The organism is Sphingobacterium sp. UBA5639, from assembly GCF_002421245.1.
Classification (GTDB): domain Bacteria; phylum Bacteroidota; class Bacteroidia; order Sphingobacteriales; family Sphingobacteriaceae; genus Sphingobacterium; species Sphingobacterium multivorum.
In genome coordinates, this window is the sequence record NZ_DIJR01000002.1 from 51,845 (window position 1) to 73,540 (window position 21,696).

A 21,696-nucleotide genomic window follows, 5' to 3' on the forward strand; every position below is an offset into this window, starting at 1 on the left:
TTTCAGAAAGTTCCTGCCGATCCAACACACGACAGGAACGATTGTTTTAAAAACTAACTGTAAGTGCTGTGACAGCCGTCAAACTATTTTTCACCAACTTATTTGTCCGATCAAGGAAAATAGCATCTTTATTGGTGAGATTACGTAGTTCCGTGCGCCAAACGACATTGGGAAGAATTGCATAATCTGCATTTAAAGAATAGCCAAACGTTTGAAAACCTTGATCTGTCGTAGTCGAAACGATTACACCATGCTTATCGTTGTAATATTCTCCTCTTGCTGTTAAGCTAAATTTTTCGGTCGTCGCATATCGTGCAATTAACACAGGCGTGTACCATACATTGTACGTTGAGCTACCTTTTGCTTTTTGTTCCGCTCCAATATCAAATCCGAATGTAATTCCCAGCTTTTCATTCATTTGATAAATGGCATATAGATTATGAAAATAGCGCATCTGTCTGACGCTATCCGCTTTATCACTGCCAATAAAAGAACCACTATTGATAGTCCATTTAGCTGTCGGTTTATAGACTAATTGATGTCCAAATGCAGGTAAACTGCTACCATCCACCCGTTGAATCCGCTGCCATCCGTTTAAAATAAGCCCGCTTAAAAATAGTTTTCCTGATGCGGATGTATAGGATATTTTTGCGCCGGTTTCAAAATAAGGGGAATTATCAGCAAAAATACTCCTTGTTACAGTCCAATTATCCTTTCCTATAGCGCTTTCAAAGCCCAAGTGGGATGAAAATATTCCAGCATCGATCCATAGATTATGTTTTTTCGAGATACGAACACCGGCATTCGCTTCGTAAATATTTTTTAAGACACCGGGTTCCGCACTGTAGTTCGCATTCATATATGTACCGACACCAAAAGCAAGATTTGCACGTGTATTTGTTGTTTCGTACGCAGCTTTTAAAAGTGCCAAGTTTATGTTTACTTCATTTGTTCTGTTGTGACTATATACAAAGCCTGGGCGTGTATTTCCAATTGGGTTGTTAAAGTCCCGAAGGTAATATGCTTCAAGGTAACCACTGATAGACAATTGGGTATTTTGAGTTGTATCTTGCTGTGCAAATAATTGTGTTGCTCCTGCGAGTAAACAGGCCAACATCGCTAGTTTTTTCATGTATATCGTTCTTGTAAAGTGTAAATCAATGACCCATCAGGTCAATTTTATTTTTCAACCATCTTGTCCAAAGCAATATTTAGTTCAAGGACATTGATTTTGCGAGGTCCAAACATATTCCATAGAGGGGTCTGAACGTGAGCATCAACGAGAGACTGTAAGCTATTTACCGATATACCTCTTGCTTTCGCAACACGATCGATTTGTATTTTTGCGGCCTCTACCGAGATATCTGGATCCAAACCACTGCCACTGGCTGTAACAATGTCTACCGGTACCTGTTCGCGTTTTACGGTGGGATTGTGGACTAAGAACGTATCAATACGGGCCTTAACTTCCGAAAGATATTCCCCATTAGAGGGTCCTTTGTTACTTCCTCCCGATCCTGCTGCATTATAACCAACAGCGGAAGGACGCGACCAGAAGTAATCATCACGCGTAAAGGCCTGTCCAATATTTCTGTAATACTTTTGCCCGTTGTACGCTAGCATTTCCCCTTTTCCATGATTAGGTGCTATCTGAGCTATTGCCCAAACAAGGGCCGGATATACAACTGACAGCAGGAGCAATAAAACTATTGTAATCTTTATTGCTGGATATATTTGTGTTTTCATCTTTGCTTTAATTATTAAAAATGTATTAGATAAATAGCGAAACCAGCAGGTCTATGACCTTGATACCAATAAATGGAACGAGCACTCCACCAAGTCCAAAAACGAGCAGGTTTCTCCGTAACAATGCGCTTGCGCCTATAGGTTTGTATGCAACTCCCTTTAATGCCAAAGGAATCAGTAATGGGATAATAATTGCGTTGAAGATGACAGCCGATAGTATGGCGCTTTGTGGACTACTGAGCTGCATAATATTTAAACCTTGAAGTGCCGGTATTGCCGCAATAAACAGGGCCGGAATAATCGCAAAATATTTGGCAACATCGTTTGCAATACTAAATGTTGTCAGCGTACCCCGGGTCATCAACAATTGCTTACCTATCTCCACAACCTCGATCAATTTGGTCGGATCATTGTCGAGATCGACCATATTTCCAGCCTCTTTTGCAGCTTGCGTACCGCTATTCATTGCTACACCAACATCCGCTTGTGCAAGTGCCGGAGCATCGTTTGTACCATCCCCCATCATGGCGACCAATCGCCCGTCAAGCTGTTCTTTTTTGATATAGTTCATCTTGTCTTCGGGTTTCGCTTCGGCGATGAAATCATCCACCCCCGCTTTTTCGGCAATATATTTGGCCGTTAACGGATTGTCTCCTGTCACCATAACAGTCTTAATACCCATTTTTCGCAACCTTTCAAAGCGTTCATGAATCCCGGGTTTTATCACATCCTGCAATTCTATGACACCGAGTACTTGTTCATTCTCGGCTACGACCAATGGGGTCCCCCCATTTTGAGAGATAAGCTTTACGCGCTCATCTATTTCCTGAGGAAATAGATTTCCAGCCTTTACAATGATATTTCGAATAGCATCTGTTGCACCTTTACGAATACGTGTCTGTTCAAAGTCTATTCCCGAGCTACGGGTTTCGGCGGTAAACTTAATGAATGCCGGGTTTTCGACCTTATAGCTCGATGGGTTGACACCAGCCAATTCGACAATTGATTTCCCTTCTGGTGTTTCATCCGCCATAGAGCTCAATGTTGCTGCACGTACCAGCGCTGCTTTCATGACACCATCGGCGGGATAAAAATTTGTCGCCTTACGATTTCCGATCGTAATGGTTCCAGTTTTATCAAGCAACAAGACATCAATGTCACCCGCCGTTTCAACTGCCTTGCCACTTTTTGTAATAACATTTGCACGAAGTGCGCGATCCATTCCCGCGATACCAATCGCCGATAAAAGACCACCTATTGTCGTTGGAATCAGACAGACAAAAAGTGAAATAAACGAAGCAATGGTGATACCGACATTGGCATAATCCGCAAATGGTTTTAAGGTCACCGTTACGATAATAAAAACAAGTGTAAAACCTGCCAAAAGGATGGTTAAGGCAATCTCGTTAGGTGTTTTTTGGCGGCTTGCCCCTTCGACCAGTGCGATCATCTTATCCAGAAAGCTTTCACCCGGTTCTGTCGTTACCTGCACGACAATTCGATCGGATAAAACCTTGGTGCCACCTGTAACTGAACTTTTATCGCCCCCAGCCTCGCGGATCACCGGTGCTGATTCACCGGTAATTGCACTTTCATCTATTGTCGCCAACCCCTCGATAATTTCCCCATCCAATGGAATTACATCACCAGCCTGACAAACAAAAACATCATTTTTTTTCAATTGAGCGGATGAAACGACCCCACCATCGCGCAGGGTTGCAGGAGTTTCCTCCCGAGTTTTCCGAAGACTATCTGCTTGCGCCTTTCCGCGGGCTTCGGCAATTGCCTCCGCAAAATTGCCAAACAGCAAGGTTAAAAATAGGATAAGAAATACTGTAAAATTATAACCAAGTGTACCTTGTGATTTTTCTCCGGTCATTATCCAAAGACAAACCACGGCCATAATCAACGTCCCGATTTCCACGGTAAACATCACTGGATTACGGAACATTATTTTAGGATTTAGCTTCACGAAAGATTGCTTTAACGCTTGTTGTACAAGCTCTTTCTGAAACAATGTTTTTTGACTGCTCATTTTTAGAATTCTTTAATTTTTACGTATTACATGGAAAAATATTCCGCAATTGGACCCAGTGCCAACGCAGGGAAGAAAGAGAGTGCTGCAATAATCGCGATCACAGCGAATACCATTAAACCGAATGTACTTGTATCAGTTTTTAGCGTTCCCTCGCCTTCAGGTATAAATTTCTTCTCAGCCAATAACCCAGCAATAGCAATTGGGCCTATAATCGGTATAAATCGGCCGAGTAACAATACAATACCCGTCGAAATGTTCCACCAAATGGTATTATCTCCAAGACCTTCAAAACCACTACCATTGTTGGCTGCGGATGAAGTATATTCGTACAATATTTCACTAAAACCATGGAATCCAGGGTTATTCAATGTAGAAGCACCTTGGGCTGGAAACGCTGTCGCAAGTGCTGTACCGACAAGGATTAGAAAAGGATGGGCAAGAGCAACAATCATGGCGATTTTCATTTCGCGCGCTTCAACTTTCTTACCCATAAACTCTGGTGTGCGCCCCACCATCAAGCCACTAATGAAAACGGCGAGTATAATAAAAATGAAGAAATTGAGTATTCCCGCGCCCACACCGCCATAAAAGGCATTCACCATCATGGCTATCAGTTCGTTCATACCAGATAAGGGCATGTAACTATCATGCATAGAATTGACTGATCCCGTCGAAATCATCGTTGTGACAATACTCCAAAAGCCGGATGCTGCGGCACCAATACGTATTTCCTTTCCCTCCATAGCCCCCATAGACGTATCAATACCCATCTGTGCGATCGCTGGATTTCCAGCCATTTCCATTTTTATATTTGGAATCGTCAGGATGATAAACCCAATGGTCATCACGCCAAACATCATCCATGAAAATTTACGCTTGCGAATAAAAAAGCCGAATGCAAATATCATCGCCATCGGGATAATAAACTGGGCAATCATTTCCACCATGTTGGTCAAATAATTGGGATTTTCGAATGGATGCGCACTGTTAGCACCAAAAAAACCACCTCCATTTGTTCCCAGATGTTTAATTGGAACAAAGGCAGCTACTGGTCCTCGACTTACCTGTACGGTATCTCCAGTAACTGTAATCATACTGTCCTTACCTTCGAATGTCATCGGCATGCCTTGGAACACGAAAATGGCAGCAACCAGGACCGAGATAGGGAGTAAAATGCGGGTGCAAGATTTCACAAAGAAATCGTAAAAATTGCCCAATTGCGTTGTTGTTTTATCCCTAAAAGCTTTAAAAATAACCACTGCAGCAGCCATTCCCACGCCTGCAGTCACGAATTGGAGAAACATGAGCCAAATTTGTCCTAGATAACTCACGCCCGACTCCCCAGAATAGTGTTGGAGATTACAGTTAACCAAAAAGGATATACTGGTATTAAAAGCCAAATCAGCAGTCATTCCAGGATTTCCATCTGGATTTAAAGGCAAACTTCCCATATTCATCAGGATAGCCATACTCAACAGGAACCACACTAGATTAATTGTCAGAAGAGCAAGGAGGTGCTTTTGCCAAGTCATCTGAACATTGGGATTAATTCCTGTCACTCGATAAAAAAAACGTTCCAATGGTTGAAACAATGGATCTAACCAGGTCTTTTCGTTACCATATACCTTAGCTATATATTTCCCGAGGGGAAGTCCGAGTAGTAATGTTACGATGAACATCACTATGATTCCAAGAATCTCTGTATTCATTTCTTTAATTGATTTGTATAAAAAGTGTATCATGATCAATCGTCAGCTAACTTTAAGCCCTTCTTTTGACTTCGTAATGCCAAAAGGACTGACTGAAAGCGCAGTTTAATCGCTGACAATGACGAATGAGTAATCTTGTTATTAAAATTTTTCTGGCCTTAAGAGTACATAACAGATGTATGTAAAAACCAGTAGTGCTACAATAAATAAAGCTGTCATTTACTTTGATATTAGAAGGTTATGGATTTGTTGTCCTTTGAGGACCTCTAAAAATGGTGTTGGTAGCTGGGCTTCGATTTCTGCCCATGCATGGACCGAACTTATGCGTCGAAGACCTCCTAAAGATCTAACAAAAAGATTTTCCAAAATGTATTTTACATAATTGTTTCCTCGTCCATAAATCATTCCGAGGAAATGAATATGCTGGCAGATTTTGTCCGTGCTTTGCAGTACTATTAAGCTCCGAAGATGATTAATAACAGCCTGTAAAGCTCCTGCAAAATTGTGCTTCCGTAATAGGAAACTAATCTCTGATCGGATTTCTTTGTAATGGAGCGCCATATACAGACCTGCACCGTATTGATTTAATTTTTTCATGTTGTTCGTAAAACTATGTATCAAAATCTACCCGATATAGAGTTGAAAAATCATTGCAATAATCAATACCACTACGATGACCTTCGCTATACGGTCGCCCGACACATTATGAGCGGAACCTCTGCCTTTATTTTCTTGCTTCTCTTTCATATTATTTATTTTATATTTTGCCGAAAAAGTCGACCATTTTATAGAATAACCAGAAGAAAAATAGTCCAGTTATGATGAGTACAATTGTTATTACCATTGTTAAACTTTATTAGTGACTTGCGATTTCATTTTTTAAACTTGAATTTAATGCTAGTAGCTTTGCCGATCGTCCCCCTCGGCGGACTCTTACCACATACTTTTCTTTTCCGTCCTGTTTTCATATTTACATTCATTTGTCCCCATAAGCCAAATCCTGTTCCACTGTACCGAAAAACATCATAAAACACTATTAATCAGATGATATAAAAAAATAAGTCACAAAATAGAATTGGAGAATCCTATCATTTTGATAAGGTTATTTTATCAAAATGAGAATGACTATGCTGAAAATGTGATCAAATCATTATAATGTGTACCTTGTCATCTATGCTTGAAAGGTGACCAAAGAAGTATAGACGGCTTGAGCCGATTTATCTTTTAAAATGATGGGCCAGCACATTTTAAAAATTCATGAATGAATGGGAGAATATGTGAACCTCGGGATAAGTATTAGCAGAAGCACTATGTAACAAATTTGCAAAGGAATATGAAATTGTCTCCAAAAGTTCACATTAAAAATTATTTTAGGGAATACATATTGGTTGGGAAAACGTATTAAAGAGACACTTATAAAAATAAAAACAATGATAAACTTAAACCTTTTCAAAAAAATCACCTTATGGGTCTTTCTGGGCTGTATTTTACTCTCCTGTCAAAATGAAAAAAGCAGTCCCAATACATTGACAGAAGAAGAGCAACGTAATGGCTGGCAACTTTTATTTGATGGTAGCACGCTCAACAATTGGCATACGTACAATAATAGCAAAAATGCGCCTACGGCCTGGATTGTAAAAAATGGAACAATTTACTGTGACCCAAACAGTGAAAGCCAAAAATACGACTTGGTATCGGACAAAGAGTATAAAAATTATGAGTTTAAGTTTGAATGGAAGCTGGAAAAAGAGGGAAATAGTGGCGTTTTTGTCAACGTACAGGAAAGACCCGATATTAATGCGACCTACCATTCTGGACCGGAGTACCAACTGTTGGCAGATTCCCATCCTGATTTTGATAAACCGCTAAAGCGTTCGGGCTGTCTTTATACATTTCTACCGCAACAAAACTTTGTCAACATTAAAACGCAAGATGATTGGAATGAATCCAGTATCGTTCAGAAAGATGGAAAAATTACATTCTTCCTAAATGGAAAAATCACTGCTGAAATGGATTTTAATTCAGCTAAATGGAAAGATTTAGTAAAGCATAGTAATTTCAAAGATTATCCGGAGTTTGGTAAGCATATCAATGGGAAATTAGCACTGCAGGATTGGTCGAGAGGCGTATCGTTTAGAAATCTAAAAATAAAGCTTTTATAAAAAAAGTCCTTCACATATGCGAAGGACTTGGACGCTAAAACAAAAAATTGTTTTAGCGTCTCGATTATAAAAAATATCGCAAGAAGTATTCATTATAAAAGGAGATAATGCTTGGGAAACAGCATCAAGATGAGCTGCAAACTACCGCCATTCAATTCTTGTATCTATCCAAAAACAATCCCTATTCCGCCGAAATAGATCTTCTGGTCTTTGGTGATTGTAGATGAGTTCTTCCAACGCATTAAAATTATAGCGAAACATATCTTCATCCTTTGACTGAATAGGGCGCAAAATTGAATCTTCATCATCGATAAAAATATCGGATTCGAAAATATTGATTTGATGCGTATTCACCCAAGCAATTGCCATTTCCTTACTCATTCGTTCCAATGCTTTGGTCGTTTCCTGATATTGTTTCATTTCCCAGGGAAGATCTTCCGGATAATGAGAAGCAATATAGTCTTGGTACGCTTTTATATCACCTTCACGGAGACATTCATTGCGAAGCAAAAGTCTTGTCGTGTCCCGAGCAAAGCTAATATACTCCGGCCGCATAAATAGGCCGTACCTTTTACTATACAATTCTATTTTTTCTGCTAGTTCTTGCCTCATAATTTGATTATCAAGCAAAAATCATCCCAACCTACTCTTTTATAAGGAGTTTTGATTAAAAAAGTGCGTTTCAAACGACTTTGAACATTCTAGTCAAGCAAATTGAGCTCACCTATATAATTTATTTAAATCTTCCCTAACATAAATAGCATTTCCTGTGGCTTTTTAGAATATTTTTAAACCGATAATTCCAGCGACGATCAATGTTGCTGAAAGGAGCCTAAATATATTGGCAGAATCTCCGAAAAAAAAGATTCCAACAATCAATGTTCCCACAGCTCCCAAACCTGTCCATACGGCATAAGCTGTACCGATAGGAATTGCCTTTTGAGCGTAAAACAATAATCCTCCACTAATGCTCATAGAAACAATAGCCAATATGATCCAACCCAATTTATTTGAATCTGGCTGTTGAGCCATTTTTAATCCGAGCGGCCAGCCAATTTCAAAAATGCCAGCGATGATCAATGCAATCCAATTCATTTTCAATAGTTTAAATTTCTACAGCAAAGATAATCGCTAAATGAGGTGCATTTTTTGACTTATATCAAAATCGTACCTTATCGCCGGATCCGACTAAGTGTTTCTTGTGTAATCCCTAAATATGATGCAATATGACCGAGATTAATTCTATTTAACAAATTGGGCTGTAAGCGTATGAGCGATTGATATCGTTCTACTGCAGATTCGGTATGCAGCGACATAATCCGTTCTTCAAGAATAATACAAACCTCCTCGGCAATCTTCCGACCGATAAGATTTAGTTCAGGATAAATTCTATACAATTCATTTAAATCGTCTACAGAAATAGCATAGATCTCGGAATCTTCAAGAAGCTGAATATTTTCAAAAGAGGGTTTTTCAGTATAAACGGGTAAAATCGATCCAAAAATCTGGTTTTCCTCACCAAACCAGCTGTTCATTTCACGTCCGTTTTTAAAAAAATAAGCTCGTAGTAATCCTGTACTTAAAACAAAATAGCTGGATAAATGCTGCCCTTCTCTCAAAAAATGCTCGCCCTTTTTCTTAAAGAAATAACGCGTTCTATTTTCTACCGCTTTCTCAATTGCTTCATTGAGATAGCCATATTTTTTGAACTGTTCAACTAGGGGATTCATTCTATTATAGATTAAAATCATTCATAGTTCATCGTGTTATCTGCTGGATTATACTTTAGAAGTTCTGTATATGCATCGCCTTCAATTCCCAATAGCTGACAAAATGCAGGCTCAGTTTTTATCCCACTCCTCTTGAGCTGTCTGACCTGTTCAGCGAATTCTCCACCCCTCAATTGAATAATTTCATGCTCTTTAAGCATATGTAAGTATCCATTCTGAATTTCAGTTGCTTTATCCGTTGCATAAATTTCAAAAAGCTGCTCTTCAATCGTGAAACGGCAGACGATTACACGATCGGCCGGCCGCTGTAACCGAAAATGTGCATGTTTCGAAAAATTAAGAGACAGCATTTCTTCAAGAGCATCAAAATCGTTGACACACAGAATAATGTCTATATCGCTCCCACCCACATCTAGCTGAATCGGTATCGTACCAACTACAATCGGATCATAAGCATCAAGAAGAGTAGTAATTTGATAGTCAGTCAATAACCGATAGGCTTTTTTCTGCACGTCGTTTCCAGACTTCAAATAATCTATGTTTTTAAAATTTATGGTCATAAGTAACGATAAAATCCAATCCGGTTAAATAGGTTTGAATATACTAAACAACAAAAGAAAAAACGTAAACATAATCAAAATTAAAAAATAGCCGCAAGCAAGATTGGACTGAATTATCAATAATAAAAAACGGTTTATACCTACGACAGTGGAAACCGTTAACTAATATTTACTTAACACAAAATCAATACTACTCTCCTACCTTTATCGCGGTTTAAAAATCACCTAGTCATTTAAACAGCTACAAAACAAATGAGAAAACATTTGATTACCAGTATTTTGCTAAGCACAATCGGTACCTCACTTACCTATGCGCAAAATGAAACCACCTCTGCTCTGAATGGAACCGTCAGAGAGGGAAATTCGCCAATCAATGGGGCGACAATCGAAGCCATACATTTACCTTCTGGGACAAAGTACGTTACTTCATCGCGAAGTGACGGCCGCTACAATCTCCCCAATATGAGAATTGGTGGCCCTTATCAAATCACCGTAACTTATCTGGGTCATTCACCCAATATCAAGCAGATCGAGAAACTAGCTTTGGGACAGAGCTCAACATTGGATATTCAGATGCAGTCCGCATTGCAGGTGTTGGATGAAGCTGTCGTTGTAGGTACGAGACAGGGCAAAGTCTTCAACTCCGGCCGAACAGGTGCGGCACAAAACATTTCCCGCACAGCGATTCAAAATCTACCCACACTCAATCGAAGCTTTACAGACTTTGTCAAACTGACCCCTCAATTTTCGATGCAGTACGGTAATCCTTCTTTTGCAGGAAGAAGCAACCTTGCCAATAACTTTACCATCGATGGCGCGCTATTTAACAACGCGTTTGGACTACAAGGAACCATCGGAAGCCAAACAAACTCGCAACCTATCAATATGGATGCCTTTGAGGAGATTTCAGTAAACATTGCTCCTTATGACGTAAGGCAAAATGGTTTTACCGGTGCTGCAATCAATGCCGTAACAAGAAGTGGTACCAACGAAGTACAAGGTTCGTTAAATTATTATTTCAGAAATCAGAATTTAGTCAACAAATACAATTCGGCCGGACTAAGAGCACCAGTCAACAACTTCAGCTTAAAAGGCTATGGTTTTACCGTGGGGGGACCAATTATCAAAAACAAGCTATTCTTTTTTGCAAGCGGCGAGCTTGAGCGAAGAACAGACCCAGGAACAAATTTTATAGCTTCACGTGGAGGAAATACGGGGCCGAATGTTTCAACCGTATCTGCGGAGAAACTTGATGAGCTAGCCAACTACCTTAAATCGATCGGGTATAATCCTGGATCTTATCAAGATTATCCTTTGGATACACGCAGTGACAAATTTTCCGTTAAATTAGATTACAATATCGATCAAAAAAATACCTTAAGCGCCAAATATTTCTACTTTCGTTCCTATCGCGACATCTTACCGTCCAATAGTGGTGCGCCCAAAAATAATCGGCAACCGTCCAACCTTGGCCTACCTTTCAGCTCAGCAGGCTACGGTATAAACAACAACATGGACAATGTGAATTTAGAATTACGTACGCGTATCAGTAGCAAATATTCTAATTCATTGACCGTAGGATACAATGTCATGAACGACTATAGAGAGTCGAAAGGTGGCCAACCATTTCCTTTGGTAGACATCATGAACCCCGACGGTAGTAGCATGACAGCATTTGGTTACGAACCATTTACAGCATTTAATAGCTTAAAGACGAAAGTATTTCAAGCAACCAACAACTTTAATATTTATGCCGGAAAGCATGAGATTACCTTGGGAGCCAATTTTGAAAGTTACAAAACCACCAATGGATTTGCACCGAACTATTATGGAGCCTATACATTTGCCAGTTTAGATGACTTCTACAACTCTGCAAAAAATAATGTTTCTAACGCAACCAAATACCAAATCCAATATTCTGTTTTACCTGATGGGTCATTTCCTTATGCAGAAATTTCAGCACGTATGTTTGGTCTATATGCACAGGATGCCTATGCTGTAAATGATCATTTTAAATTGACTGCTGGATTGAGAGCCGATTTGACTAACATATCATCCCCCAATGAACTGAAAAATGATAATGTAACCAAGTTGAATTTTGATCAAGGTGAAAAGATCGATGTATCAAAATATCCAAAGAGTGCAATTCTTTGGTCGCCACGAATTGGATTTAATTGGAATGTCAATGGAACAAATCAAACGCAGGTACGTGGTGGATCGGGAATCTTTACGGGTCGTCCGCCATTAGTATGGATTTCTAATCAGGCCGGCAATAATGGTGTTATGTTTGGTTCTGAATCCATTAATAATCCTACAAACCGCCCATTTACACCTGATGTAGATGCTTATCGCAATGTGAACCACCAAACTGCAGCCAACAACTCGAGTTATAACTTGGCGGTAACGGATAATAACTTCAAATTTATGCAGCTTTGGAGAACGAACCTTGCCATTGACCAAAAATTACCAGGCGGTGTTATTGGTACTTTTGAAGCCATGTATTCAAAAGATATCAATTCGGTCTATTTCCGTAACGTCAATCTAAATACGACGGACGGTAAAGCTTTAGTTGGTGCCGATAACCGTATGCGTTACAATACTCCACGTATTTATGGTGCTGCTCAACCTACTCCCGAAAATCCGAATATTTCCGACGCCATTGTGATGTCCAATACATCAAAAGGTTATAGTTATACCTTGACAGGAACATTGTCGAAAGAGTTCAAAGGTGGATTTTTTGCAAATATCGGTTATACCTATACAGATTCAAGATCTGTGAACGATGGAGGATCTATTGCTCAATCCATGTGGCGTGATCGCTATGTGTCGGGTAATCCAAATAGCGCTGACCTATCTTATTCAACTTATTTGGTTAAAAATAGATTTATTGCCAACTTCTCTTACCGTAAAGAATACCTGGATCATTTAGGAACGACATTCTCCTTATTTTATCAACTGCAGGACGGGCCTCGCTACTCTTATACTTATGGCGGTGACCTGAACAATGATGGTTTGTCTGGTAATGACTTGATCTACATTCCAAATAGTAAAGCTGAAATTGCACTTGTTGGCGACAATGCGCAAGACACTCGGACAGCTGATCAATTATGGTCTCAATTGAACGGATACATTAATCAGGACAATTACCTGAATGCGCACAGAGGCCAATACGCGAAACGTAACGCATTGGTAGGAAAAATGATCGGAACACTGGATATCCGCATCGCACAAGATGTATTTTTAAATACCAGCGGTAAGAAACATCAATTGCAGATTACTTTTGATGTATTTAATTTCGGTAATATGATCAACAAAAGCTGGGGAGTTGCCCAATTTGCCAACAAAGCAAACGGTATCTTAAATTACAAAGGATTGAATGCGCAGGGACAGCCAACATTCTCCTTCCCTTATTTAGATGCTACCAATCAGATTCCTTTAACCAACACTTTCTCGAACAGTGTGGATGAAACTTCACGCTGGAGAATTCAGCTGGGTGTACGTTACCGATTCAACCAATAAACAAAAAATAACGTAAATTTGAACCCATCCTATAACAACGGATGGGTTTTTAGTTTAATAATCATGAAAAAACTAGCGCTTTCCATTTTTACATTTCTTGTGACCATAACCTGTCAGGCACAGCATTTTGACCTTGTCCCGCTGGGAATATATGGTGGCGAACAAGAAGACAATCTTTCTGCTTATTTAGTAGGCACTCCAAGAGATACGGCCTTCCTTTGCCTCGATGCCGGAACCATAAATACGGGGATTAGAAAAGCTATTGCGTTGAAAAGTCTAAATGGATCGGTCGAAACAATTTTGCATAACCAAATAAAGGGATATTTCATTTCCCATGGACATCTTGATCATCTATCGGGTCTTATTATTAATTCTCCTGCCGATAGCAAAAAGAACATTTTCGCTATTGATCCGGTCCTTCAAATTCTACAAAATCACTATTTTATCACGGATACCTGGATCAATTTTGGTGATCAGGGCCAAAAGCCCATACTAAGAAAGTATCATTACAACATTTTACAGGAGGGGCAGGAAATGCAAGTACCAAATACAGCATTATCTTTGACGGCATATGAGCTGAGCCATGTAAATCCGTATAAAAGCAGTGCAGCACTTGTCCGCCATGATAATCACTACCTCCTTTACCTCGGCGATACTGGCGCGGACCGGGTGGAAAAATCCGATCAGCTAGATAAGCTCTGGAATAAGATTACCCCACTGATCAAAAATAAACAATTAAACAGCATATTGATTGAAGTCTCCTTCCCAAATAATCAGCCAGAAAATTTACTCTTCGGTCACCTAACCCCCAATTTGCTGCTAGAAGAACTCCTAAAGCTCAAAGAAAAAACGGGACTGAAAAACTTGGAAGGGCTAAGCATAGTGGTCACACACCGAAAACCAACTGGTAACAACCCTGAAATCATTAAAAACGAATTGCTCAACAATAATCCACTTAAAATAAATTATGTTTTCCCCGAACAGGGCAAAAAGATAAGTTTAAACTAATATAAAAAAGATGAAACCACTATTGGTTTCATCTTTTTTTACCTAGAACTCTTCAATTATATCTGCAATTGTCAAGCGTGATTTTGCGGTAATTGCAGGCTGATTTGCATCCTCCACATGTCGATAGCCAATAGCAACTGCAAATAGCGTCCGATAGCCATCGAGTTCCAGTATTTCATCGTAGACGGAATTTTCAATTCCTTCCATTGGGGTTGCGTCAATATGATTTGCAGCACAGGCTGCAAGGAAAAATCCCAAAGAAAGATACACCTGTTGCTTCATCCAGGATTGAACATGGACCTCCCCTTTCGACTGCAAAAATTGCTTATAGTAATTAATCGATCCCTCTGGAAGCGTGTTTGCGATCTGCTCTTCAAAGCGATCTACATCGGTAAGTGCGCTAAAGACAACCAGATGGCTTGCCTCATTTATCTTCTGTGCGTTCCAATAGGATGCGGCAGCGAGTTTTTGTTTCATCTCTCCAGAAGAGACAAAGAAGAATTTCCATGGCTGGCTATTGATGGAAGATGGACTCAATCGGATTATTTCCTTTAATTCAGCGATTTTCTCCTCCGGAATTAGCGCTTCTGAATTATACTTTTTCGTTGTGTAACGTTGCTTTGCAGTTTCTAAAAAAGCCATAACATACAAGATTAAATTAACTATATATTTTATAGTTGCAAACTTAAATATAGTGTTATATATTTGCAATAACGGTCAAACTTGATAGTAACAGATGTATTTGATAGACAACAAACAATACCCATGCAGTACCAGCCTGACTATGAAATACATAGGCGGAAAGTGGAAGGCAGTAATTTTGATTCATCTAATTGAAAAAAAACGTTATAATGAATTAAGAAAAGAATGTGCACTAATTACCGAGCGAACTTTGAGCTTACAATTAAAGGAACTTGAGGCTGATGGTTTAGTAAAGCGTACAGTACATACCGATAAAGCCCCTTTAAAAGTAGATTATGAACTTACACCATTCGGCAAGACGCTTATTCCGCTATTAGAATCTATTGCAGAATGGGGACGGGAAACGGCTAGTCGGACCGAACGTATTCAACAAATGTAGAGAAGGGGCCGTCGACTTTTAAAACGATTATCCATCATAAAGGATCACTTCCTAGTGTCGGTTTATCTTATCGGCAGCTATTATTTCAGCAAAATTTGGACAAAAAAATTTAATAAAGACAGCATTTACGCATCAGGAAGTTTTTGTAAAAACTTCCTGATGAATTAACAATGTGTCACCACTGCCGGAAAACAGATCAATATGGCCACTAAAAAACCTCATCAACAAGTTCTTTATTAACCATTGCTCCAGCTAGGTTTCCTGCAGCAACCGCATTCGCCACCGAACGCATCATACTGGAATTATCTCCACAGGCAAAAACACCCGCAACTGTTGTTTTCTGGAAATTGTCTGTTTTTATATGTCCCTGATCGGTCAATTCGCAACCTAACATTGCAGGAATAAGCGAATGTTGCCTGAAAGGTATGGCAGCATAAACAGCATCAAAGGCAAGTTCACGACCGTCTTTTAATTGTACCTGTTGGACCCATCCATTCTTATGCTGGATTTTAGTTATTTCTTCTTCAATAATCGAAATACCATGTAACTTCAGTTTTGCTTTCTGCTTAACATCAAAACTAGCCTTACCCGAAGTCAATAGCGTTAAGTCGTTCGAGAGATTATTGACCAATCCCGCTACGTGAAGTGCACGCTCTCCATTGGCCATAATAGCAGTTTTTCCTTTTCGGAATTCATAACCGTGACAATATGGGCAATGGATAACCGAAATTCCCCAACAGGCTGAAAATCCTTGTATACTAGGCATAATATCTTCCACACCAGTCGCAAAAATGAGCTTTTTAGCCTGAAAGACGTCCCCATTTTCGGTGGTTATTTCATACCCTGTAGCTGTCATCATGCCGCTCACAGCAAGCCCTTTCTGGAACTTGACACTCGGGTAGTTCAGAACTTCCTCCCTCGCTTTTTTCGCTATACTAAGCGGCTTTTCACCATCATGCGTAATGAAATTATGAGCGTGCGGCGTCTGTCGATTACAAGGTAGCCCACTATCGATAATCAACACATTCCGCAAGGAACGTCCCAATGCCATCGCTGCAGAAAGCCCCGCATAACTTCCCCCAACGATAATTACCTCATAGCTTCTATCATCTTTCATAAATATATATATTTAAATATTAATCCTCTTCTGACAAATGATGAAGTAGAATGGAAAATTTTCCTCTACCTCCCTAATTTCCATTAATCCATAGGGATCGAATTCGGCATGAATGGAATCAATATCGTAAAAAAACATATGTACTCCTCCAAACATTGCAAATCGATCAGTGCCTATGGCCTCCCCCTTTCCATAGATACTCGCTAGCTTTGATACGGTCGTAAAAATCATATAACCTCCTTCAGCTAATTGGTCAAAGCAATGCTGGATTAACGCATTACGTTCTTCAGCATCCAATAGATGAATAAGCCCGTAACAAAATATAGCGTCATATATATCCTGATCAAAAGGCATTTCATTAACCGAACCATGATGGATTATCGTATTTGTCCCAAAGGATTTCCGGGCGAGTTCTATTGCCGTTTTCGAGATCTCAATGCCTGTAATTTTTATTCCATTTTCCAAAAAAGGGCGACCGTTGCGACCGTAGCCGAACCCAGGAATCAGTATATTTTTGATGTTGTGTTCCAAAAAAAAGCCTACTGCAAACGTTGTAGACTTTGCGGCTTCATTCCCCCACATTTCTTGCTTCTCTATAAAATTACGTTCCCAAAATTCCATACTGCTGTTGCTTATATTGTTTAAAATTGAAATCGATCTTGTTTGCTATACCGATTCGGTACTACAGTGGATTAAAAGTCAACTCAGCGAAGATAGTATTTTTCACTATTGCAACTATGTAGCAAAAACATTAAATGCAATTAAATTGCAAATAAATTACAATAGGATGAATTATTGAAATCATGGTTATTTATCAGTATTGAAAACCTGGGCTATGCTTAAATATCTTTGCTGATGAAAATGAATATCATCACAAAAACAAAAACATGAAAACTATAAAGACATTTTTAGCAGCTTCATTATTTCCATTGCTTACGATGCAGGCCAGCGCACAAAAATTGGATAAGATGCTTTGGTTTAACGAACCAACAGAATGGAACATCAAAGACAATTCACTTTCGATGTTCGTTACGCCTAAAAGCGATTATTGGCGTATCTCTCATTATGGATTTACAGTAGACGACGCCCCCTTTTTCTATACGCTACGCGGGGGAGAGTTTGAAGTCAAGGCAAAGATCTCGGCGAACTACCAAACCCGCTTTGACCAAGCAGGTCTCATGTTGCGCATTGATCAGGAGAATTATATAAAAGCAGGGATAGAATTTGTGGATGGAAAATACAATTTGAGTACGGTCGTTACGCATAAAACGAGTGATTGGAGCATTATTCCAATAGATAAGGAAATCCCTTTTATTTGGATCAAAGCAATACGTCGATTAGATGCTGTCGAATTTTTCTATTCTTTTGATGACAAGGAGTATATCATGATGAGGAATGCCTGGCTGCAGGATAATCACCCTGTTATGGTTGGTTTAATGGCAGCTTCACCAGACGGCAATGGCTTTCAGGCGAAATTTGACTATTTTACGATCAAACACCTTGCAGATCAACGTCGAAGCAAATGGCTGAAAGAGAATAATTCAAACTAAAAAATATCGACGCCCGTCTAAGACAGCCCCATAGACGGGCGTCATCTTAAGTCAGTATGTCCTGCTGCATCTTGTTAAACACACTCACTGCTTCATATGAATTTCGTACACGAAGCTTTTGGAGTATATTTTGCCGATGCCTGTTAACGGTATTAATGCTCAACCCTAGTTTTTCGGCAATTCGTTTACTAATCATCCCCTCCTTGATGCAGCTTAAAATTTCTTTCTCTCGTGTACTAATCGAAGTTTTCGCACCATAGCCATCTAAGTGATGGACTACGCCTGTTACCTGATTGAGGATATAATTTCGAAGATTGATTGAAGTTTCAGTTTCTGGTAGTAAGGTATAACAGCATAAAGCCAGCTGTGGGAATTCCGGTCCTGGGGTGTCCAAGTAAAAAATCTGATGGGACAGCTGGATGATTTGTCCCTCTTTCCCTTCGACCCGTAGGATACTGTTTGCTTGATAATTGAATCGCTCCGCTAGATCCTTTTTTTTGACCAAGTTGAGAAATTGAAGCTCCAAAGCATGCTTAATGGCCAAATCATCGGGGTAAACACGTTCGAGAAGAAAATCTTCCCAAATACCGTTTATTTCCAGCTTCTTGTCATATGAAGGAAGGTAAAGTCGCTCTGCAATTGTCCCTATATAGGTATAACTCCAGTTCGCCGTCAGGTCACTTAGTACGGCTATACCGTTATGAATGTCGGCAAAAGTTTTTGCGTAACTCTTATAGTGTTTTAGCACAGATAAATCTATGCTGCTATTTCGTAATCTACGCTCAGCAAAATTTCTATCTAATTTTTTTTTGATCTCCGATTTCATTTTATACTTAAAAGCTTCGTTTTAGGTCTTTAAAAAGAAAGTCCAATTCGGAGATAGGGCAAGGTTGCTTCTTTACTGAACCCTATTACTCCTTGAATAGTTAATAGATCTCCTGGCATAAAATAAATTCCGCCACCATATCCCATATGCCAGTCATTGGAATTTTCATGACTCATCCAGACCCTTCCTACATCATAGAAACCAATTGCCCCGACTGTTCCAGGAACGATATAAGAAGAGTAGCTAAATAATTTCAATCGCATGTCAAAATTATTATAAAGCGCTGTTTTCCCAGTAAATCGCCGAGAATTATACCCTCTTAAGCTCATTTCTCCTCCAATTTGTGCGTGCTGATAAAAGTAGGGATCTCCCCATACCGCATCAAATCCCACACGATTAGCAAAAGTAATATAGTTGTCGGCAACCGTTTTATAAAAACTCATGGAATGCTGTAATTTTGTATAGTTGCGGCCCTCCCCTCCGATTTCAGCATTCCACCCCAATCTAGTGTGAAAATGTACTCCCGATTTTGGATTACTGATATTATCGCGGGTATCGTAATCTATACCAGTGGTGACCCCAGTGAAAAAATTACTACCGTAGATAGGCTCCGAAGGATATTTTTCATGAAACTCTTCAAAGTATCGTCCAACATTATTTAATTCTTTACTATTATAATATTCGGAGGAGGATCCATAGAAAACCTTGAATTTGGGGGCTAGGTATCTTTCTAGAAAAATATCACCATTCACAAGATCAAATCGATTTCGGTAATAGGAAATGCGCTTTGAATCCGATTTATCAAAAATGGTATTATTTCCATACCCAAAGAAGTTGCTCAGGTTTTTGGGCCCAAGGGATGAAAGATGAATGTAAAGATCATGCCCTGCAATGAGTTCCTTATAATTACCTTTGTAATCAAACATAAATGATTCGCGACCGGTCAAATAACTGGCAAGAAACTGATGCCTATACGCATAAGGTTTCTTTCTGAATCCTTGATTTTCGATCATATACCCCAGTCCAAAAATAAGTCCGCGGTCAACGCCATAGTCCAAATTAAAAACAACTCCTTTACGATCATAGACAAAATTGTCATAGTCAAACGTATGGACAGCGCTGTCTTTGCTCAATTTCAGATGAATAGCATCATCAACCTGGATAGTACCCTGAACCTGGTCTTTACCATCATAAATATAAACTTTGCTGCCATTGACAAATTTGTCTGTTGTACGGTACAAATCCTGACCATCACCACCAATAATCCGAAACTTTATGGGCGATTTGCCCGATCCATGGAACTTATATTCATCAACGCCCGATATACCATATATGCGAACTTCTTTGGTCTGATCAGGTACAAAAGTACGTTTTAGCAATTTTCGCCCTTCGGTGCCATCCTTTTTCTTGTTATGGATATTGACAGTGACCGAACCATCACTATTGTAATCGACATCTACAAATTCAGATTTGGCGGACAATGGTAGTTCAACGACACGGGCTAGAAATCGGTAGTAGGTTAATCCACTTTCCATCAGTTCGTCCCTTCTTGAACGAATATTTGTTTCCAGTTCATTCGCGCTCATTTTCACAATGGTATCAGGCATCGTTAACATAGCCTGATGAATCAACGAATCCGTCAATGTTTTCTGAACAAATTGTATTTCGTCAATCCACTCGTCCACCGTAAGATGCGTGAGAAAAAAATGATCAAAAGTACTTGCATTAAAATTCCAATGGGGCACATTTCGGATATGTGGACTAAAGGGTTGCAAATGGGCCTTCAACCATTGATAGGAAAGTAATGTTGGAAATACCCCCGAAGTTTTATAATACACCTTATCCCTATCTCTAGGGACAGGCGTATAGATCTTTTTACCTTTTTCTTTTTCAGGGTCCCAACGCCAGTTGTCTTGATGGCGATCCCAGTCGCCCAACGTAAAATCTAACAATCGTGCACGTAGTGTGAGCTTCTGATCAATTTGTGTATCATTGTCTTCCAACACTTTACGCATGACTTTTGCGCTATTATCCGTTTTTTGATCCTCAAAAGGGGTACGCGCCTCAAACATATAGGCCCTATTCTTAAATACCTCACGATACTCGCCAAACCTTGGATCATCTCCCACAAAAACCAGTTCCGGCGAGGCTGAAGGAATTCCTAAGGCTTTGTTAAATGGCGGAACGGTCAATGCTCCAAATGGATGATGTATCGAAATCTGATCCTGTACAATATCTTTTGCAAATGTCTTTCGGAGGCTTTCCGGGAGACTGCGTTCAGGATATTTCTGAATGGACCTGAGAACCCACTCCCTACCCGAAGAATCTACCAGTCGAAGCGACTGGGTCTGCATTCCGCCGCCCAACTTGACGATCTGAAGTCCACCTCGCTCTGTAGCGAGATCCATCACACGCATCTTAACAGGAGTATTGTATAATTTACGGTAACTATCTCCAAGCCAAAATCGATGCAATAATCCCACTCGGTCATACTCAGGTGCGATCACCGTGGTAATACTGTCCATACGCTGCGCATGCGAATTAAAAACACAGCAACAGGCAATTAATGTAAAGATTCTTCTCATTTTATCTAAGTCGGGTCATCGAGAAATCAACAGTCGATACAGGTAGAATGTTTGATGGTCTCGAT

21 protein-coding genes are annotated in these 21,696 nt (G+C 39.7%); 5 read left to right on the forward strand and 16 right to left on the reverse strand.

The features are described from left to right. Positions 1–46: 46 nt before the first annotated feature. The 7 genes from B4Z90_RS01015 to B4Z90_RS01040 all read right to left on the reverse strand — a co-directional run bounded on the left by B4Z90_RS01015 (position 47) and on the right by B4Z90_RS01040 (position 6,240). Positions 47–1,132: a porin gene (locus tag B4Z90_RS01015; protein WP_070565437.1), complete on the reverse strand. Its 1,086-nt coding sequence runs from the start codon at positions 1,130–1,132 to the stop codon at positions 47–49. 47 nt (positions 1,133–1,179) lie between these two features. Continuing rightward, complete coding sequence (locus B4Z90_RS01020; RefSeq protein ID WP_115045781.1) at positions 1,180–1,746, reverse strand: K(+)-transporting ATPase subunit C; 567 nt, start codon at positions 1,744–1,746, stop codon at positions 1,180–1,182. Between the two features lie 25 nt (positions 1,747–1,771). Continuing rightward, positions 1,772–3,781, reverse strand: coding sequence for a potassium-transporting ATPase subunit KdpB (gene kdpB / locus B4Z90_RS01025; protein ID WP_286801197.1), 2,010 nt, complete (start codon positions 3,779–3,781; stop codon positions 1,772–1,774). 26 nt (positions 3,782–3,807) lie between these two features. Next, the gene (kdpA, locus tag B4Z90_RS01030; protein ID WP_286801198.1) at positions 3,808–5,493 is read right to left on the reverse strand and encodes a potassium-transporting ATPase subunit KdpA; all 1,686 of its coding nucleotides are present in this window, start codon (positions 5,491–5,493) and stop codon (positions 3,808–3,810) included. A gap of 141 nt (positions 5,494–5,634) precedes the next feature. After that, positions 5,635–5,712: a potassium-transporting ATPase subunit F gene (locus tag B4Z90_RS25095; protein ID WP_084823209.1), complete on the reverse strand. Its 78-nt coding sequence runs from the start codon at positions 5,710–5,712 to the stop codon at positions 5,635–5,637. Continuing rightward, positions 5,713–6,090, reverse strand: coding sequence for a DUF7674 family protein (locus B4Z90_RS01035; RefSeq protein WP_112376186.1), 378 nt, complete (start codon positions 6,088–6,090; stop codon positions 5,713–5,715). A gap of 27 nt (positions 6,091–6,117) precedes the next feature. Continuing rightward, a complete protein-coding gene (locus B4Z90_RS01040; RefSeq protein ID WP_256604641.1) occupies positions 6,118–6,240 on the reverse strand; it encodes a hypothetical protein in 123 nt (40 codons plus the stop codon). Positions 6,241–6,923: 683 nt separating this feature from the next. On the opposite strand from B4Z90_RS01040, the gene B4Z90_RS01045 reads away from it, so the two are divergent. Then, positions 6,924–7,655 (forward strand): 3-keto-disaccharide hydrolase, encoded by a 732-nt coding sequence (locus B4Z90_RS01045; RefSeq protein ID WP_115045806.1) that lies wholly within the window; start codon positions 6,924–6,926, stop codon positions 7,653–7,655. Between the two features lie 141 nt (positions 7,656–7,796). Here B4Z90_RS01045 and B4Z90_RS01050 read toward each other — a convergent pair whose 3' ends face one another. From B4Z90_RS01050 to B4Z90_RS01065, 4 genes are all read right to left on the reverse strand, one after another. Then, a complete protein-coding gene (locus B4Z90_RS01050) occupies positions 7,797–8,267 on the reverse strand; it encodes a hypothetical protein (protein WP_046674568.1) in 471 nt (156 codons plus the stop codon). A gap of 165 nt (positions 8,268–8,432) precedes the next feature. After that, a complete protein-coding gene (locus tag B4Z90_RS01055) occupies positions 8,433–8,750 on the reverse strand; it encodes a DMT family transporter (protein WP_046674567.1) in 318 nt (105 codons plus the stop codon). Positions 8,751–8,827: 77 nt separating this feature from the next. Beyond that, positions 8,828–9,385 (reverse strand): Crp/Fnr family transcriptional regulator, encoded by a 558-nt coding sequence (locus tag B4Z90_RS01060; protein WP_070565449.1) that lies wholly within the window; start codon positions 9,383–9,385, stop codon positions 8,828–8,830. A 17-nt stretch (positions 9,386–9,402) separates the two neighbouring features. After that, complete coding sequence (locus B4Z90_RS01065) at positions 9,403–9,915, reverse strand: DUF4269 domain-containing protein (RefSeq protein ID WP_159333048.1); 513 nt, start codon at positions 9,913–9,915, stop codon at positions 9,403–9,405. A gap of 282 nt (positions 9,916–10,197) precedes the next feature. Here B4Z90_RS01065 and B4Z90_RS01070 point away from each other — a divergent pair, with 282 nt between their 5' ends. Together B4Z90_RS01070 and B4Z90_RS01075 are read left to right on the forward strand one after the other, a co-directional pair. After that, on the forward strand, positions 10,198–13,464 hold the full coding sequence (locus B4Z90_RS01070) for a TonB-dependent receptor (protein WP_286801199.1): 3,267 nt from the start codon (positions 10,198–10,200) through the stop codon (positions 13,462–13,464). Between the two features lie 63 nt (positions 13,465–13,527). Then, positions 13,528–14,472: an MBL fold metallo-hydrolase gene (locus tag B4Z90_RS01075; RefSeq protein ID WP_286801200.1), complete on the forward strand. Its 945-nt coding sequence runs from the start codon at positions 13,528–13,530 to the stop codon at positions 14,470–14,472. A 42-nt stretch (positions 14,473–14,514) separates the two neighbouring features. Here the strand turns inward: B4Z90_RS01075 and B4Z90_RS01080 are convergent, their stop codons facing one another. Then, positions 14,515–15,114, reverse strand: coding sequence for a nitroreductase family protein (locus B4Z90_RS01080; RefSeq protein WP_286801203.1), 600 nt, complete (start codon positions 15,112–15,114; stop codon positions 14,515–14,517). Between the two features lie 142 nt (positions 15,115–15,256). Between B4Z90_RS01080 and B4Z90_RS01085 the strand changes: the two genes are divergently transcribed. Continuing rightward, on the forward strand, positions 15,257–15,553 hold the full coding sequence (locus B4Z90_RS01085; protein WP_286801204.1) for a winged helix-turn-helix transcriptional regulator: 297 nt from the start codon (positions 15,257–15,259) through the stop codon (positions 15,551–15,553). A gap of 208 nt (positions 15,554–15,761) precedes the next feature. Here the strand turns inward: B4Z90_RS01085 and B4Z90_RS01090 are convergent, their stop codons facing one another. Then, positions 15,762–16,670 carry an NAD(P)/FAD-dependent oxidoreductase gene (locus B4Z90_RS01090; protein WP_286801205.1) on the reverse strand — a complete coding sequence of 303 codons (909 nt, stop codon included), beginning with the start codon at positions 16,668–16,670 and terminating at the stop codon, positions 15,762–15,764. Positions 16,671–16,682: 12 nt separating this feature from the next. Further along, positions 16,683–17,291, reverse strand: coding sequence for a class I SAM-dependent methyltransferase (locus B4Z90_RS01095; protein WP_286801206.1), 609 nt, complete (start codon positions 17,289–17,291; stop codon positions 16,683–16,685). A gap of 266 nt (positions 17,292–17,557) precedes the next feature. Between B4Z90_RS01095 and B4Z90_RS01100 the strand changes: the two genes are divergently transcribed. Further along, the gene (locus B4Z90_RS01100) at positions 17,558–18,220 is read left to right on the forward strand and encodes a DUF1349 domain-containing protein (RefSeq protein WP_286801207.1); all 663 of its coding nucleotides are present in this window, start codon (positions 17,558–17,560) and stop codon (positions 18,218–18,220) included. A 46-nt stretch (positions 18,221–18,266) separates the two neighbouring features. Here the strand turns inward: B4Z90_RS01100 and B4Z90_RS01105 are convergent, their stop codons facing one another. Both B4Z90_RS01105 and B4Z90_RS01110 read right to left on the reverse strand, forming a co-directional pair. Continuing rightward, the gene (locus tag B4Z90_RS01105; protein ID WP_286801208.1) at positions 18,267–19,046 is read right to left on the reverse strand and encodes a helix-turn-helix domain-containing protein; all 780 of its coding nucleotides are present in this window, start codon (positions 19,044–19,046) and stop codon (positions 18,267–18,269) included. A 29-nt stretch (positions 19,047–19,075) separates the two neighbouring features. Further along, a complete protein-coding gene (locus B4Z90_RS01110; RefSeq protein WP_286801209.1) occupies positions 19,076–21,631 on the reverse strand; it encodes a BamA/TamA family outer membrane protein in 2,556 nt (851 codons plus the stop codon). Positions 21,632–21,696 lie beyond the last annotated feature (65 nt).